At 68.4% G+C, this 15,570-nt stretch carries 16 protein-coding genes; 7 read left to right on the plus strand and 9 right to left on the minus strand.

Going from position 1 to position 15,570, the window contains the following annotated elements; translation table 11 throughout:
* Nucleotides 1–215: 215 nt before the first annotated feature.
* Entirely contained in the window at nt 216–1,568 is a 1,353-nt protein-coding gene (gene gudD, locus DIE17_RS22435; protein ID WP_124521347.1) for a glucarate dehydratase, read from the plus strand.
* A gap of 70 nt (nt 1,569–1,638) precedes the next feature.
* Here the strand turns inward: gudD and DIE17_RS22440 are convergent, their stop codons facing one another.
* From DIE17_RS22440 to DIE17_RS22455, 3 genes are all read right to left on the minus strand, one after another.
* Nucleotides 1,639–2,103, minus strand: a complete 465-nt coding sequence (locus DIE17_RS22440; protein ID WP_124521349.1) for a DUF2214 family protein — start codon at nt 2,101–2,103, stop codon at nt 1,639–1,641.
* A 37-nt stretch (nt 2,104–2,140) separates the two neighbouring features.
* A complete protein-coding gene (locus DIE17_RS22445; RefSeq protein ID WP_124487414.1) occupies nt 2,141–2,941 on the minus strand; it encodes a hypothetical protein in 801 nt (266 codons plus the stop codon).
* A gap of 238 nt (nt 2,942–3,179) precedes the next feature.
* Complete coding sequence (locus DIE17_RS22455; protein ID WP_044844742.1) at nt 3,180–4,244, minus strand: glycosyltransferase family 4 protein; 1,065 nt, start codon at nt 4,242–4,244, stop codon at nt 3,180–3,182.
* Nucleotides 4,245–4,807: 563 nt separating this feature from the next.
* Here DIE17_RS22455 and DIE17_RS22460 point away from each other — a divergent pair.
* The gene (locus DIE17_RS22460; protein ID WP_044844743.1) at nt 4,808–6,637 is read left to right on the plus strand and encodes an ABC transporter ATP-binding protein; all 1,830 of its coding nucleotides are present in this window, start codon (nt 4,808–4,810) and stop codon (nt 6,635–6,637) included.
* Nucleotides 6,638–6,745: 108 nt separating this feature from the next.
* Here the strand turns inward: DIE17_RS22460 and otsA are convergent, their stop codons facing one another.
* Both otsA and otsB read right to left on the minus strand, forming a co-directional pair.
* A complete protein-coding gene (gene otsA / locus DIE17_RS22465; RefSeq protein ID WP_124521351.1) occupies nt 6,746–8,122 on the minus strand; it encodes an alpha,alpha-trehalose-phosphate synthase (UDP-forming) in 1,377 nt (458 codons plus the stop codon).
* The gene (otsB, locus tag DIE17_RS22470) at nt 8,119–8,871 is read right to left on the minus strand and encodes a trehalose-phosphatase (protein ID WP_124487418.1); all 753 of its coding nucleotides are present in this window, start codon (nt 8,869–8,871) and stop codon (nt 8,119–8,121) included. Before otsB ends, otsA begins: the two co-directional genes overlap by 4 nt.
* Before the next feature lie 283 nt (nt 8,872–9,154).
* On the opposite strand from otsB, the gene DIE17_RS22475 reads away from it, so the two are divergent.
* From DIE17_RS22475 to DIE17_RS22485, 3 genes are read left to right on the plus strand one after another with little or no spacing between them, the layout of a single operon-like run.
* A complete protein-coding gene (locus tag DIE17_RS22475) occupies nt 9,155–9,802 on the plus strand; it encodes an SCO family protein (protein ID WP_124521353.1) in 648 nt (215 codons plus the stop codon).
* Between the two features lie 24 nt (nt 9,803–9,826).
* On the plus strand, nt 9,827–10,267 hold the full coding sequence (locus tag DIE17_RS22480; protein ID WP_124521355.1) for a copper chaperone PCu(A)C: 441 nt from the start codon (nt 9,827–9,829) through the stop codon (nt 10,265–10,267).
* Nucleotides 10,268–10,277: 10 nt separating this feature from the next.
* Nucleotides 10,278–11,150, plus strand: coding sequence for a cytochrome c oxidase assembly protein (locus tag DIE17_RS22485; protein WP_124521357.1), 873 nt, complete (start codon nt 10,278–10,280; stop codon nt 11,148–11,150).
* 14 nt (nt 11,151–11,164) lie between these two features.
* Here the strand turns inward: DIE17_RS22485 and DIE17_RS22490 are convergent, their stop codons facing one another.
* Complete coding sequence (locus tag DIE17_RS22490) at nt 11,165–11,656, minus strand: GNAT family N-acetyltransferase (protein ID WP_124487421.1); 492 nt, start codon at nt 11,654–11,656, stop codon at nt 11,165–11,167.
* 128 nt (nt 11,657–11,784) lie between these two features.
* A complete protein-coding gene (locus tag DIE17_RS22495; protein ID WP_124521359.1) occupies nt 11,785–12,651 on the minus strand; it encodes a pirin family protein in 867 nt (288 codons plus the stop codon).
* A gap of 110 nt (nt 12,652–12,761) precedes the next feature.
* Here DIE17_RS22495 and DIE17_RS22500 point away from each other — a divergent pair, with 110 nt between their 5' ends.
* Nucleotides 12,762–13,679, plus strand: coding sequence for a LysR family transcriptional regulator (locus DIE17_RS22500; RefSeq protein WP_124521360.1), 918 nt, complete (start codon nt 12,762–12,764; stop codon nt 13,677–13,679).
* 164 nt (nt 13,680–13,843) lie between these two features.
* Nucleotides 13,844–14,356, plus strand: a complete 513-nt coding sequence (locus DIE17_RS22505; RefSeq protein ID WP_124487423.1) for a GAF domain-containing protein — start codon at nt 13,844–13,846, stop codon at nt 14,354–14,356.
* A 127-nt stretch (nt 14,357–14,483) separates the two neighbouring features.
* On the opposite strand, the gene map is transcribed toward DIE17_RS22505, so the two are convergent.
* The gene (gene map, locus DIE17_RS22510; protein ID WP_124521362.1) at nt 14,484–15,290 is read right to left on the minus strand and encodes a type I methionyl aminopeptidase; all 807 of its coding nucleotides are present in this window, start codon (nt 15,288–15,290) and stop codon (nt 14,484–14,486) included.
* Nucleotides 15,290–15,529: a ParD-like family protein gene (locus DIE17_RS22515; RefSeq protein ID WP_124521364.1), complete on the minus strand. Its 240-nt coding sequence runs from the start codon at nt 15,527–15,529 to the stop codon at nt 15,290–15,292. Before DIE17_RS22515 ends, map begins: the two co-directional genes overlap by 1 nt.
* Between the last annotated feature and the right edge of the window lie 41 nt (nt 15,530–15,570).

A 15,570-nucleotide genomic window follows, 5' to 3' on the forward strand; every position in this document is an offset into this window, starting at 1 on the left:
GGCGCCCGGTTTCGGGACCGATCGAAGCGCGCTTGCGCGCGTGCTCCGGCCTGTCGCGACACCGGCATCGAGCGGGTCGCCCCCATCCTTTCGGGTTGCTGTCGACATGCGGGGCTTGCGCACCGCGCACGTCGGTTGTCGAATGATCGCACCTCCCGCCGCGCGCAGCAAAGATTTTGCCGCACGGCATTGCCCACTCTTTTGCCACCGCCGCCATGAACGCCGTCACTGCCTCGCCTTCCCATGACACGCCGCGCATCGTCGACCTGCAAGCCATTCCGGTCGCCGGCCACGACAGCATGCTGCTCAACCTGAGCGGCGCGCACGGCCCGTTCTTCACCCGCAACCTCGTGATCCTGAAGGACAGCGCGGGCCGGACCGGCGTCGGCGAGGTGCCGGGCGGCGAAAGCATCCGCCGCACGCTGGAGGACGCGCGCGCGCTCGTCGTCGGTCAGCCGGTCGGCAACTACCATGCGGTGCTCAACGACGTGCGGTGCACCTTCGCCGACCGCGATGCGAGCGGCCGCGGCCTGCAGACCTTCGACCTGCGCACCACGATCCACGCGGTCACCGCGCTCGAAGCCGCGCTGCTCGACCTGCTCGGCCAGCATCTCGGCGTGCCCGTGGCTGCCCTCCTCGGCGAAGGGCAGCAGCGCGAGCGCGTCGAGATGCTCGGCTATCTGTTCTACATCGGCGATCGCACGCAAACTGCGCTGCCCTATCGCGACGGCCGCTGCGCGACGGACGACTGGACCCGCGTGCGCGACGAAGCCGCGCTGACGCCCGAGGCGGTCGTGCGCCTCGCCGAAGCCGCGCATGCGCGCTACGGGTTCAACGACTTCAAGCTGAAGGGCGGCGTGTTCGAAGGCGCGCGCGAGGTCGACGCCGTGACGGCGCTTGCCGAGCGCTTCCCCGAAGCGCGCGTGACGCTCGATCCGAACGGCGCATGGTCGCTCGACGAGGCCGTGCGGCTGTGCCGCGACCTGCATCACGTGCTCGCGTATGCGGAAGATCCGTGCGGCGCGGAGAACGGTTATTCGGGCCGCGAGGTGATGGCCGAATTCCGCCGCTCGACCGGGCTGCCGACGGCCACCAACATGATCGCGACCGACTGGCGCCAGATGGGCCACGCGGTGCAGTTGCAGGCGGTCGACATCCCGCTCGCCGATCCGCACTTCTGGACGATGCAGGGCTCGGTGCGCGTCGCGCAGATGTGCCGCGACTGGGGCCTCACGTGGGGCTCGCATTCGAACAACCACTTCGACGTATCGCTCGCGATGTTCACGCACGTCGCGGCCGCCGCGCCCGGCCATGTCACCGCGATCGACACGCACTGGATCTGGCAGGACGGCGAACGGCTGACGCGCGAGCCGCTGAAGATCGAGAACGGGCTCGTGGAAGTGCCGAAGCGTCCGGGCCTCGGCATCGACATCGACATGGAGGCGGTCGCGGTCGCGCACGAACTGTACAAGCAGCACGGGCTCGGCGCGCGCGACGACGCGGCCGCGATGCAGTATCTGATTCCGGGGTGGACGTTCAACAACAAGCGCCCCTGCCTCGTGCGCTGAGCGCGGGACGAAACGGGCGGCGGGTCCGCCCGGTCGGCATGCGCGGCCGGCCGGGCCTAGTCGGCCAGACCTAGCCGGCCGCCCCAATCCCCCGCGCCATCCCCGACGCGGCGAGCACGATCACCATCACGAGCACGGCCTGCCAGTGGCCGATCCGCACATAGGTCCGTGCGCGGCCCAGATCGGGCATCTGCTGCTGCCGCGCGGCGATGCGCCAGCGGATCAGCCCGAGCATCGGCACGATCTCGAGCAGGAGGATCAGCACGAGCGCGGTCATCTTGAGGTGAAAGAGCGGCTCATGAAGGTAGTACGCCGAGCCCTTCTCGAAGCCGCCGAATGCGCGCGTGAGCCCGGTCGCGATCAGTACCAGCGCGGACAATCCCCAAGCCGCGTCGGCCTTGAACACGCCGGGCAGGTCGGCGGCCTGCGCCGACGCGATGACCCGGCGCAGCGCACGGTTGCGTCCCGCGATCGCGGCGAACGCGACGCCGAATGCCATCAGGTGAACGGCTGCCAGCAACCAGCGGACGATCATTGCGCCTCCTTGTCGCCCGCGCGCCGCGCAGGCCTTGTCAGACGATCTGTTTGAGCGCCGCGTCGAGCGCGAGCACCGCGACGCGGTCGCCCTCGGTCGCGAGCGGCGCGCGCATCACGATCTGCCGGTTATGGCCGACGGCCGCCGGCGAATCCCACAGCAGCTCCACCTTCGGCCGCCGGAACAGGCTGCCGCGACGCGGCGGCACGGCGGCCGGCTGCGCACCCTGCTCGCCCGCGGCGGGCGCGACCCGGCCGGGCCAGCGCACCGACAGTTCGCGCGCGTCGTACTGACCGACCTTGCGGCTCTCCATCCAGACGATCGCGGTACGCGTGAGCGTGTCGAGCGAGATCGCGTAGCGGCCGACCGCGAAGCGGCGCGCGGCCACGTTGGTGCGCCACAGCGGCCGCGGGCGGCACATCCAGACGATCGCCGCATACAGCGCCGGCGCGGCGACGAGCCAGCCGTTGGTCGCCGTCACCGCGTGCAGCGCGCGGCGCCAGCCGGCCGCCCACGCGAATGCGCCGATCGACCACACGGCGAACAGGAAACCGATCAGCGCGAAGACCCGCAGCGCCTGGCGCAGCCACTGCGGCAGCGGATGGAACGGCCGCTCGGCGCGCGCGACGGCGCCCGGCAGCGCGAGCAGCAGGAAGATCAGGACGAGATAGACGAACGCCCAGGGCGACGACACCATCGCCGACAGCGACGCGCGATAGCCCATCTGGGACATCGAGAACAGCCAGCGCGCGAGCAGCACGAGACCGATCGCGCGCAACGCGAAGATCACGCCGGCGCCGGGGGCCGGTGCTGCGCGCGTGGTTTTCGTTCTCGCCAAGACTGCTCTCCTCTCGATGTTCGTGCGGGGCCGGATTTCACGGCACGGCCATTATAGGGACATTACCGTCTGGACAGACGGCCGGATGGCGTGCCGGACCGCTTCCGCGGCCGTTCGTGGCGCCGGGCGCGGCGAGAATACAACAGATCCGCGCCGCAGATGTGACAACGCCCCGCCGGAGACCCGGACGGGGCGTCGATGACGGGGCCTCAGCCGCGGTGCGGCCGGCGGCCCGGCATCAGCCTGCGTTGACTTCGCGCAGGACGGTGCGGCGCTTCTGGCGCAGCAGTTCCTCGTAGCCCTTCACATAGTTCTGCGCCATCACCTTCGACGAGAAACGGGCTTCGAACGCGGCGCGCACCTTCTCGCGCGGCAGCGTATCGAGGCGCTTGAGCGCCGCGACGGCCGACAGTTCGTCTTCGACGACGAAGCCCGACACGCCGTTCTCGATCACTTCCGGCACCGAGCCGCGCTTGAACGCGATCACCGGCGTGCCGCACGCCATCGCCTCGATCATCACCAGGCCGAAGGGCTCCGGCCAGTCGATCGGGAACAGCAGCGCGTGCGCATTGCCCAGGAATTCGGTCTTTTCCGACTCGCTGATTTCGCCGATGTACTCGACGTGCGGCAGCGCGAACAGCGGCTTGATCTTCTCTTCGTAGTACGCGCGGTCAGCCTTGTCGAGCTTCGCGGCGATCTTGATCGGCAGGCCGGCCTGCTCGGCGATGCGGATCGCGGTGTCGACGCGCTTTTCCGGCGAGATGCGGCCGAGGAACGCGAGGTAGCTCGGCTTCACGTTCGGGATCGGCGTCAGCAGGTTTTCCGGCAGGCCGTGGTACACGGTCGACAGCCAGTTCGCCTGCGGCAGCGGGATACGCTGGTTATCGGAGATCGACACGACCGGCACGTCGCTGAACGCATTGAAGATCGGCTGCAGTTCCGGCAGGTCGAGACGGCCGTGCATCGTCGTCAGATGCGGGACCGGCTGGCGCGAGAACAGCGAGAACGGGTAGTAGTCGATGTGGCAGTGCAGGACGTCGAACTCTTCCGCGCGGCGGCGCACCTGCTCGAGGAGCAGCATATGCGGAGCCATCACGTCGCGGATCGTCGGGTCGAGGCGCAGTGCCTGCGGCCAGCACGCTTCGAGCTTCGCCGACGTTTGCGAATCGCCGCTCGCGAAGAGCGTGACGTCATGCCCCATCTCGACAAGTGCTTCGGTGAGGTAGGACACCACTCGCTCGGTACCACCGTACAGTTTCGGGGGCACCGCTTCGTGCAACGGAGCGATTTGGGCGATTCGCATGCGTAACTCCTAAAAAATCGGCTAAAAACCAGGTATGGGTCGGCAACCTGCCGGCGGTCCGGGCTGGATGCATTTCATCCGAAAAATCGGACGAATCAGCCTGCCGGGGGCGTCGAACCCGCGCTGCTCAAGGAGCGTCGGCGACGCGACAGGCATAGAACGTTTGAAACGAAGACCCGTTGACAGGGGTTCGTAAAAACCTGGAATCGAACCCGGAGCCGATTATCTAGGGTTAATCCCGATACGGCGCACAACATTTCAAACTCTTTGCTTTGTTACAAAGGCGCAACACTTTGCAACCCGCGGACTTGGGTGTCCGTTCTAGAGTGGAAGGCTCTTTTTGGCGTTCCGAGTCATCCGCCACGGCCGGCATCGTGATTCCGGTGCACGCGGCAGGACGGATGCCGGATTTTATCTCAAAATTGATCGCGCGCCCCTGACCAAGGCAAGATTCGCGCTGCGCAATGCACGGCCTTGTTTACAATGCCGGATTATTCAGTCCGGGCGGCCGTGGGCTGCGATCCTGACGATCCGCTCAACCACCGAATCACCGCACGCATATTTTGGAATCTCTCACCCCTGCCCAGCGCAACGCCCACAACGCGAAGCTGTCGAGCTACGCGCATCGGCCGATCGCGTTCCTGTTCCGCTACATCCGCCTGCATCCGGTCGCGCACCTGGTCGTGCTCTGCAGCGTGCTGGCCGCCGTCGGCTGCGCGCTCGGCTCGCAATACGCGATCAAGCACCTGATCGACGTGCTCGCGACCGGGCGCCATCATCCGGGCCCGCTGTGGAGCGCGTTCGCGCTGCTCGTCGGCCTGATCGCGGCCGACAACCTGCTGTGGCGCGTCGGCGGCTGGGCCGCCGCGCACACGTTCGTCGCGGTCACCGGCGACCTGCGGCGCGACCTGTTCCAGTACCTGATCGGCCATTCGCCGACCTACTACTCGGAAAAGCAGCCGGGCACGCTCGCGAGCCGCATCACCGCCACGTCGAACGCCGTCTATACGTCGGAGAACACGATGGCGTGGAACGTGCTGCCGCCGTGCATCGCGGTGATGGGCGCGATCCTGATGATCATCGTCGTGAACCCGCTGATGGCCGCCGGCCTGCTCGGCTGTTCGGCCGTGCTCTCCGTCGTGCTGTTCAAGCTCGCCGGGCGCGGCTCCGCGCGCCATCACGCGTTCGCGTCGAAGGCCGCCGCGGTCGACGGCGAGCTCGTCGACGTGATCGGCAACATGGGCCTCGTGCGCGCATTCGGGATGACGCTGCGCGAACAGAAGCGCTTCGGCGCGACGGTGAAGGCCGAGATGGACGCGCGCCAGCAAAGCCTGTTCTACCTCGAGAAGCTGCGCCTGCTGCACGCGGTGATCACCGCGATGCTGTCCGCCGGCCTGCTCGGCTGGGCGCTGTGGCTGTGGGACCAGGGCCGCGCGACCTCGGGCGACATCGTGCTCGTCAGCTCGCTCGGCTTCACGATCCTGCACGGCACCCGCGACCTCGCCGTCGCGCTCGTCGACGTCACGCAGCACGTTGCACGCCTGTCCGAAGCCGTGAAGACGCTGCTCGAGCCGCACGGGATGCCGGACCGCTCCGACGCGCAGCCGCTGTCGGCCAAGGGCGGCCGCGTCGATTTCGAACGCGTGACGTTCGCGTATCCGCATCGCCGCGCAATCCTCGACCACTTCGATCTCCATATCGAACCGGGCCAGCGCGTCGGCCTGATCGGCAAGTCGGGCGCCGGCAAGTCGACCGTGCTCGCGCTGCTGCAGCGCTTCTACGACACGCAGGACGGCGCCGTGATGGTCGACGGCCAGGACGTGAAGGCGATCACGCAGGACAGCCTGCGCCATGCGATCGCGCTCGTGCCGCAGGACATCTCGCTGCTGCACCGGACCATCTACGACAACATCGCGTACGGCCGCCCCGAGGCGACCCGCGAGGAAGTGCTCGCCGCCGCGCGCGACGCCCGCTGCTCGGAGTTCATCGAGGCGATGCCGGAAGGCTATGACACGATCGTCGGCGACCGCGGCGTGAAACTGTCGGGCGGCCAGCGCCAGCGCATCGCGATCGCGCGCGCGATCCTGAAGGACGCGCCGATCCTGCTGCTCGACGAAGCGACGTCCGCACTCGACAGCGCATCCGAGGAAGCGATCCAGAGTGCGCTCGACCGCCTGATGGTCGGCCGCACGGTGATCGCGATCGCGCACCGGCTGTCGACGCTGCGCAACTTCGACCGGATCATCGTGATGAGCAACGGCAAGGTGATCGACGACGGCAGCCCCGACGTGCTGCGCAATCGTCCGGGCCTGTACCGCGACCTGCTCGCAAAGCAGCACGGCCGCCATCACGCCCCCGACGGCACCGCGCCGACCGGCGAACGCGTGGCCTGACGCCGCCCAGGCAGCATCCCGTCCTGGCAGCCGATAAAAAAACCGCCGTGCGCGAAGCACGGCGGTTTTTTCATGGCGCAGCGCGACCGTCGCCGCGCTGCACGCGGATTACGCGCGCTGCAGGTCGCGCAGGAAGTTGTCGCGCCACACCGACACGTTGTTTTCGCGCAGCTGCGCGATCATGTCCGCATAACGCGCGCGCCGCTCCGCGAGCGGCATCGTCAGCGCCTGCGACAGCGCATCGGCCATCCCGTCGATGTCGATCGGATTGACGATCAACGCGCCCGTCAGCTCGCGCGCGGCGCCCGCGAAGCGCGACAACACCAGCACGCCCGGATCGTCCGGATTCTGCGCGGACACGTACTCCTTCGCGACCAGGTTCATCCCGTCGCGCAGCGGCGTCACGAAGCCCACGCGGGCGAGGCGATACAGTGCGGCCAGCACCTGCCGATCGTACTGGCGGTGAATGTAGAGGATCGGCGCCCAGTCGAGCTCCGCATAGCGGCCGTTGATGCGCCCCGACTCCGCTTCGAGCTGCAGGCGGATGTCCTGGTACGCGCGCAGATCGGCGCGCGTCGACGGTGCGATCTGCAGGAACGACACGCGGTTGCGGATCGAGGTCTGGTGCTCCAGCAGCTTCTCGAACGCGCGGAACCGCTCGACGAGCCCCTTCGAATAATCGAGCCGGTCGACGCTCATGATCAGTTGGCGCCCGCGCAGCGACGTGGCCATGCGCGCGGCCTTGCCGTGCTCGCCCGCCTGCGCGAGCGACGCGATCTCGTCCGGATACACGCCGATCGGATAGGCGGCCGCGCGCAGCGTGTTGCCGAACGCGCTCACGCGCACCGTGTGCCCTTCGCGCGCCACTTCGCCGCCGGCCTCGAACTCGATGTAGTCGCAGAACGCGCGCAGGTCCGGCTCGGTCTGGAAGCCGAGCAGATCGAACGCGCACAGCGACTCGACGAGCTCGCGATGCGGCGGCACGTTGACGAGCACCTGCGCGGCCGGAAACGGAATGTGCAGGAAAAAGCCGATGCGGTTCTTCACGCCGGCCGCACGCAGCGCACGCGCGAACGGGATCAAGTGATAGTCGTGCACCCAGATCACGTCGTCGTCCCGCAGCAGCGGCACGAGCTGCTGCGCGAGCCAGACGTTCACTCGGCCGTAGCCGTCGAACTCGTGGCGGTCGTACTGGATCAGGTCCGCGCGGTAATGGAACGCGGGCCACAGCGTCGCGTTCGAGAAACCGCGGTAATACTGGTCGTAATCGCGGCGCGACAGCCCGACGGTCGCGAACGTCACGGGGCCGCGCTCCTCGATGCGGATCTGCGGCGCACCGGACGCGACCACCTCGCCGCTCCAGCCGAACCACATGCCGCCCGTCTCCTTCAGCGCATCGTAGACGCCGATCGCGAGACCGCCCGCCGCCGGCTCGCCTTCCGAAATCGGGGCGACGCGGTTCGAAACGATGATGAGTCGACTCATGCGCCCTGCAGCTCCGCGCCAAGCCAGCGGGCGATCTGCGCGTGCAGCGCGTCGACCGAGTCGAGCCGCGTGCGGGCCGACGTCTCGCCCGCGCCGACCTTGATCGACAGGCCGCCGCGCGCGTTGACCACCGCGAATCCCTTCTCGTCGGTCAGGTCGTCGCCCGCGAACAGCGGCACGCGGCCTGCGAACGGCGGCTCGTCGAGGAACGCGGCCAGCGCGCGCCCCTTGTCGACACCCTTCGGCTTGATCTCGAACACCATCTTGCCGGGCTGCAGCACGTACGCATCCGCATATTCGGCGACGAGGCGCTCGGCCGCCGCGCGCGCGGCCGGCTCACGCTCGGGCGCGTTGCGGTAGTGCAGCGCGACGGCCGCCCCCTTGATTTCGAGCAGCATGCCCGGATGACGGTCGACGACGGCCGCGAGCTCGCGCTCGATGCGCAGCAGCCGTTCGTCGTTGAAGCCGATGCGCTGCGTGTCGCCGTTCGCGTCGCGCCGCTCGGCGCCGTGCAGGCCGGCGATCGGCAGGTCCGGCATGTTCAGGAACGTGTCGAGGTTGTCGATGCCGCGACCCGACACGATGGCGACTGCACCGTGCGAACGGCGCCGCAGTTCATCGAGCAGCGTCAGCAGCGACGCCGGCACGTGAATGCTGTCGGGCGTCGGCGCCAGCTCGACGAGCGTGCCGTCGAAGTCGAAAAAGAACGCGGTATCGGTCAGGGACAGGGAAGCCGGAACGGATTGCATCGATTCGATGGTCTGAGAGCGGCCTGCCAACGCGGGGGCCGCCGCTGCGAGAATGGAATTGTGCGCATCTTACCGCGCCTGCGTACCGAGATGGGCGAAACCGGTGCGGGGCTTGCCTCGCGCCGCCGTCCGCGTCAACTGCGACATATTGCCCCGCTCGCCCGTGCCGTACGGGTTTCGAAAGGACGCGGGCGCGGGAATTGCGCTACAGTCGGCAACCGCCGGCCGCGCGACGCATGGCGCCGCGCCGGCCGACGACCGTTCCGTCCGATCGAGCCCCAGGATGTCGTCTGCCCGTCCCGCGCCGCACTGGCGCTTCCTCAGCCTGACCCGCCTCGTCCGCGCGGCCGCGGCGCTGACCGCCGCCGTCGCGCTCGCGGCCTGCACGCACGACGAGCCGGGCTGGCGCCTGACCAACGTCACGGGCCACCTGCCCGACCTGTCGTTCACGCTCACCGGCGGCGACGGCCGCACGGTCGACGCGAACGCGTTTCGCGGCCGCATCGCGCTCGTCTACTTCGGCTACACGCACTGTCCCGACGTCTGCCCCGAAACGATGGCGCGGCTGATGGAAGTGCTCGCGAAGCTCGGCCCGCAGGCGAACGGCGTGCGCATCCTGTTCGTCTCGGTCGATCCCGCGCGCGACACGCCGCAGGCGATGCAGTCGTACGTCGCCGCGTTCGATGCCGCGCACGCGCGCGGCCTGACCGGCACCGACGGCCAGATCGAATCGCTCGCGAAACGCTATCGGGTGGCGTACCAGATGGAAAAACGCGACCCGTCCGGCGGCTACGAAGTCACGCACAGCTCGGCCGTGTACATCTTCGACGCGAACGGCCGCGCGCGCCTGCTCGCGACCGACCGCGATTCGCCCGACGCGATCGCCGCCGATGTACGCCGGATCATCGACACTGCCTCCACCTCCTCCTGAATTCCGAACTCCGACATCTCCGACATGAAGACGACCCTCAAGACGCTCGCCCTCCTCGCCGCGCTGTGCACCGCTGCGCAAGCCTGTGCCGCGGGCGCGATCACCGCGCAGAATGCATGGGTGCGCTGGCTGCCGAACCGGCTGCCCGCGGGCGGCTACGTGACGCTCGTCAACACGGGCGACAAGCCGGTCGATCTGGTCGACGTCGACAGCCCCGACTACGGGATGGCGATGCTGCACCAGACCGTGTCGAACGGCTCGACGCAGAAGATGGAAATGGTCGACAAGCTGACGATCCCCGCGCGCGGCAAGGTCGACATCGCGCCGGGCAGCTATCACTTCATGCTCGAGGAACCGAAGCACGCGATCAAGCCCGGCGACACCGTGCGCCTGCGCCTGAAGTTCTCCGACGGCGAAACGGTCGACACGCCGTTCGCCGTGAAGTCGCCGGCCCAGGCGAAGTGATGCGCGCGCGATGAACGTCCTGTACTGGCTCGATCCGTGGGAACCGTCGCCGACCGTGGTCATCGCGGTGCTGACGGCCGCCGTGCTGTTCGCGCGCGGCGTGAAGAAGGCGAAGGTGTCGCCGCTGCGGCAGTTCTCGTTCTGGCTCGGGCTGACGGCGCTCTACATCGCGCTGCATACGCGGCTCGACTACTTCTTCGAGCACGAATTCTTCCTGCACCGCGCACAGCACCTGGTGCTGCATCACCTCGGGCCGTTCTTCATCGCACTGGCCTACCCGGGCGCCGCGATCCGCGCGGGCATTCCGTTTCGCTGGCGGCAGCGCTTCGTGCGCCCCGCGCTCGCGTGGGCACCCGTGCGCGCGACGCTCGACGTGGTGTTCCATCCGGTCGTCGCGGTCGTGCTGTTCGTCGGGCTGATCTATTTCTGGCTGCTGTCGCCGATCCACTTCGTCGCGATGCTCGACTGGCGCCTGTATCGCGTGATGAACTGGAGCATGGTGATCGACGGGCTGCTGTTCTGGTGGCTCGTCGTCGATCCGCGTCCCGCGCCGCCCGCGCGGCTGTCGCCGGGCCGCCGGATCCTGATCGTCGTCGCGGCGATTCCGCCGCAGATCGCGCTCGGCGCGCTGATCTTCTTCACGCCGCACGAGCTGTATCCGATCTACTCGATCTGCGGACGCGCGTTCACGTGGCTCAGCCCGCTGCGCGACCAGCAGATCGGCGGCCTGCTGCTGTGGATTCCGGGTTCGATGATGAGCGTGATCGGCGCGCTGATCGCGCTGCGGCACTGGTTGCGGTTGTCCGCGCGCGGCCGCTTGATCGAAGAGCGGGCTGCCGCCCTGCACGCGGCACGCCCGCCGGTGACGCGCGCCGCCCACTGACGGCGCGCCGCGCGTCAGCCGCGCGCGCTGGTCATCCACACGTGCGGGATGCCGTCCTCGTCGTGCACGTCCGAACTCGGCGTGAAGCCGAATGCCCCGTAGAAGCGCTGCAGGTGCGCCTGCGCATGCAGGCTCACCTGCGCATCCGGCCACTGCGCGCGGATGTGCCCGATCGCGCGAGAGAGCAGCGCGTTACCGAGGCCGGCGCCGCGAAACGCGGCGGTCGTCAGCACGCGGCCGATGCGCACGTCAGGGTGCTGCGCATCCGGCAGCAGCACGCGCAGGTAACCGGCGAGACGGCCCGCGGGATCGTATGCGGCCAGGTGCCACGCAGCCTGGTCCGCACCGTCGATGTCGCGATAGACGCAGTTCTGCTCGACGACGAACACGGCGCTGCGCGCGTCGAGGATCGAATAGACTTCGCGCGCCGTCAGCGCGTCGAAGAATTTCCAGTGCCAGTCGAGATCGTCGGCATGCAGGGATGCGGCGGGTGCGGAAGCATTCATGGTCGGTCCTGATTCGGGCGCGCCGGCCGGCGCGCGGCAACCGTCGATTATGCCTCGAAGCGCACGCGGCACGCGTGCCGCCCTTCCGCGCGCGAAAAAAAGGCCCCGCATTGCGCGGGGCCTGTCCGTCATGCCGGCATCTGGCCGAAGCGGCCGTTGTTGAAATCCTCGATCGCGGTCCGGATTTCCTCTTGCGAGTTCATCACGAACGGGCCGTAACCGACGACCGGCTCATCGATCGGCTCGCCGCTCAGGATCAGCAGCTTGGCGTCGCCGTTCGCTTCGATCTCGACGTCGCGGCCGTCGCGGCTCAACTGCACGAACTGCGCTTCACGGGCGACCGTCTCGCCGTTCACCAGCAGCGTACCGCTCAGCACGACCACCGCGAGCGTGCGCCCTTCGGCGATCGGGAACCGCGCACGGCCGCCGGCTGCGAGCCGCACGTCCCACACGTCGATCGGCGTGTGCGTGCGGGCCGGGCCGCGCCGGCCGTCGAATTCGCCCGCGATGATCCGCGCGCGACCTGCGCCGTCCGGCAGTTCGACCACCGGGATGTCCGCGTCCAGAATCGTCTGATAGCCGGGCGCACCCATCTTGTCGGCGGCGGGCAGGTTCACCCACAGCTGCACCATCTCGAGCGGGCCGCCCCGCTTCGTGAACGCTTCCGAGTGGAATTCCTCGTGCAGGATCCCGCTCGCGGCCGTCATCCACTGCACGTCGCCCGGGCCGATCACGCCGCCCGCACCGGTCGAGTCGCGGTGCGCGACTTCGCCGTCATAGACGATCGTCACCGTTTCGAACCCGCGGTGCGGGTGCTGGCCCACCCCGCGCGGTGCCGAAGCCGGCTCGAAGTTCGCGGGACCCGCGTAGTCGAGCAGCAGGAACGGGCTCAGGTGCGTCCCGTGAGACTGGTAGCTGAACATCGAACGCACCGGGAAACCGTCGCCGACCCAATGACCGCGCGGCGCACTGTACACACCCTGGATCTTCTTCATTTGCCTTCTCCGAATTGCGGCGAAACACGTGTTTCGCAACCTGAGTAGGAATATAGAGGTGGAACGATCGATCCGGTAGACTGCCAAAATCGCACTCAGCGTTCTATTTCATGAACGATAACGAACGGGATCTGAACGATCTCTATTACTTCGTGCAGGTGGTCGAGCACGGCGGCTTCGCGCCGGCCGGGCGCGCGCTGAACATGCCGAAGTCGAAGCTGAGCCGCCGCATCGCGCTGCTCGAGGCGCGGCTCGGGATGCGGCTGATCCAGCGTTCGACGCGCCGTTTCACCGTCACCGACGTCGGCCAGACCTACTACGCGCATTGTCGCGCGATGCTCGTCGAGGCGGACGCCGCCGACGAGGCGATCGCGCTGCTGCACGAGGAGCCGCGCGGCATCGTGCGGCTCAGTTGCCCGGTCGTGCTGCTCGATTCGCTGGTCGGCACGATGATCGCCGCGTTCATGGTCGCGTGCCCGCGCGTCGAGATTCACCTGGAAGCGACCAACCGGCGCGTCGACGTGGTCGGCGAAGGGATCGACGTCGCGATCCGCGTGCGCCCGCCGCCGCTCGAGGACAGCGACCTCGCGCTGCGCGTGCTGGCCGAACGCGGCCAGTGCCTCGTCGCGAGCCCCGCGTTGCTGCGCGAGCGCGGCGTGCCGGCCGTCCCCGCCGACCTGACCCGCCTGCCAAGCCTCGATCACGGCGTGCCGCAGGCCACGCACGTGTGGCGGCTGCGCGGCCCCGACGGCGCGCATGCGGAAATCCACCATCAGCCGCGGCTCGTCACGGGCGGCATGCTCGCGCTGCGCGCGGCCGCCGTCGCGGGGGTCGGCGTCGTGCAGCTGCCGACGATGATGGTGCGCGACGAAGTCGCGCGCGGCGAACTGGCGACCGTGCTGCCGGACTGGGCGCCGCGCCGCGAGATCGTGCATGCGGTGTTCGCGTCGCGGCGCGGGCTGCTGCCCGCGGTGCGCGCGCTGCTCGATTTCCTGGCCGAGCGGTTCGCCGAACTCGAGCCCGATTGAGCGGCATCGCCACGGCGGTCACCCCGCGTTCGGCGTTCGGCGTGTGCGTCGCGAACCGGACGCTGCAGACCGGCCGCGCGTGCCGTAGACTGCGGGACGCGCATCGCGCTTTTCACGCCGTTTTCACAACCCCGCTGTTCACAACCTCTTTTCGCCTTTCAGCCATGTTCACGCTGTCCACCGACCCTCACGCCTCCAAGGCCGAACTCTATGCGACGCTCGTCGAGCAGGCACGCGCGCTCGTCGAATCGGAACGCGACCTGACCGCGAACGCCGCGAACTTCTCCGCGCTCGTCTATCACTCGCTCGACCGCCTGAACTGGGCCGGCTTCTATTTCTTCGACGGTTCGGAACTCGTGGTCGGGCCGTTCCAGGGCAAGCCCGCGTGCGTGCGGATCGCGCTCGGCAAGGGCGTGTGCGGCACGGCTGCGCAGACCCGCGAGACGCAGGTCGTGCGCGACGTGCATGCATTCCCCGGCCATATCGCCTGCGATGCCGCGTCGGAATCGGAAATCGTCGTGCCGCTGGTCGCTGCCGACGGCACGCTGATCGGTGTGTGGGACGTCGACAGCCCCGTCGCCGCGCGTTTCGACGACGAGGACCGCAACGGAATGGAAGCGCTGTGCCGCGTGTTCGTCGAACACGCGTGGCAGAAGGCGCGCGGTCGAGCCGCGTGACGCTGCCAGCGGCGGCTGCGGAGGCCGCAGCCTGCTGATCGCGCCGCTTGGCCGCCAACGAAAACGGGCCCCGCTCATTCACGCGGGGCCCGTTTTCGTTGCGTCGCGGCGCGCAGCGCGCCGCGTGTCAGGCCGCGTGCGTGCCGGAAAGCGCCGCGAACGCCGGCGGCTTCACGTCGTCCGACAGGATCTCGAAGCCCTGCTCCGTCACGACGACCATGTGCTCCCACTGCGCGGACAGCGAATGATCCTTCGTGACGACCGTCCAGCCGTCCGCCAGCACGCGCGTATCGCGCTTGCCCGCATTCAGCATCGGCTCGATCGTGAAGATCATCCCCGGCCGCAGCGGCACGCCGGTGCCCGGGCGACCATAGTGCAGCACCTGCGGCTCGTCGTGGTACACGTCGCCGATCCCGTGCCCGCAGTACTCGCGGACCACGCTGAATCCCTCACGATGCGCGACCTGCTGGATCGCATAGCCGACGTCGCCGAGCGTCGCGCCGGGACGCACCGCGCGGATGCCCGCATGCATCGCCTCATAGGTCGTCGCGACGAGGCGCCGCGCGAGTTCGCCCGGCTCGCCGACGAAGTACATGCGGCTCGTGTCGCCGAACCAGCCGTCCTTGATCACCGCGATGTCGAGATTCACGATGTCGCCGTCGCGCATCGGCCGCGACGACGGAATGCCGTGACAGACCACGTGATTGACCGACGTGCACAGGGTTTTCGGATAACCGTGATAGCCGATGTTCGCCGGGATCGCGCCGAGCACGTTGACGATATATTCGCGGCAGCGCACGTCGAGCTCGTCGGTGGTGACGCCCGGTTTCACGTGTTCGGTGATCATCGTCAGCACCTGGGACGCGAGCTTCGCGGCCTCGCGCGACTTGGCGATTTCCGCGGCACCGCGGATCGGGATTTCGCGCCTCGCCATTACGCCACCTGCTCGATGCCGTGGGCGACGACCGATTCCGTGCGGCCGGCATCGCCGCCGCGCGCTTCGGTCTCGATCAGCAGCCGGCAGATATCGCCGTAGGACAGCGACGGGTTGAGTTCCGCCAGCATCCCGACGCGCAGCCAGTGCTCCGCCTGTGCATTGATCGAACGGCTCAGCGCGGTACTGGTCGAGCGCAGCCGTTCGTGCATGTGCTCGGATATCTTGATGATTCCCATATGTCTCTAATTAAACGAAATATAGTCGTTTCGTATATTAC

It is taken from the genome of Burkholderia sp. Bp9099 (assembly GCF_003857805.1).
Lineage (GTDB): Bacteria > Pseudomonadota > Gammaproteobacteria > Burkholderiales > Burkholderiaceae > Burkholderia.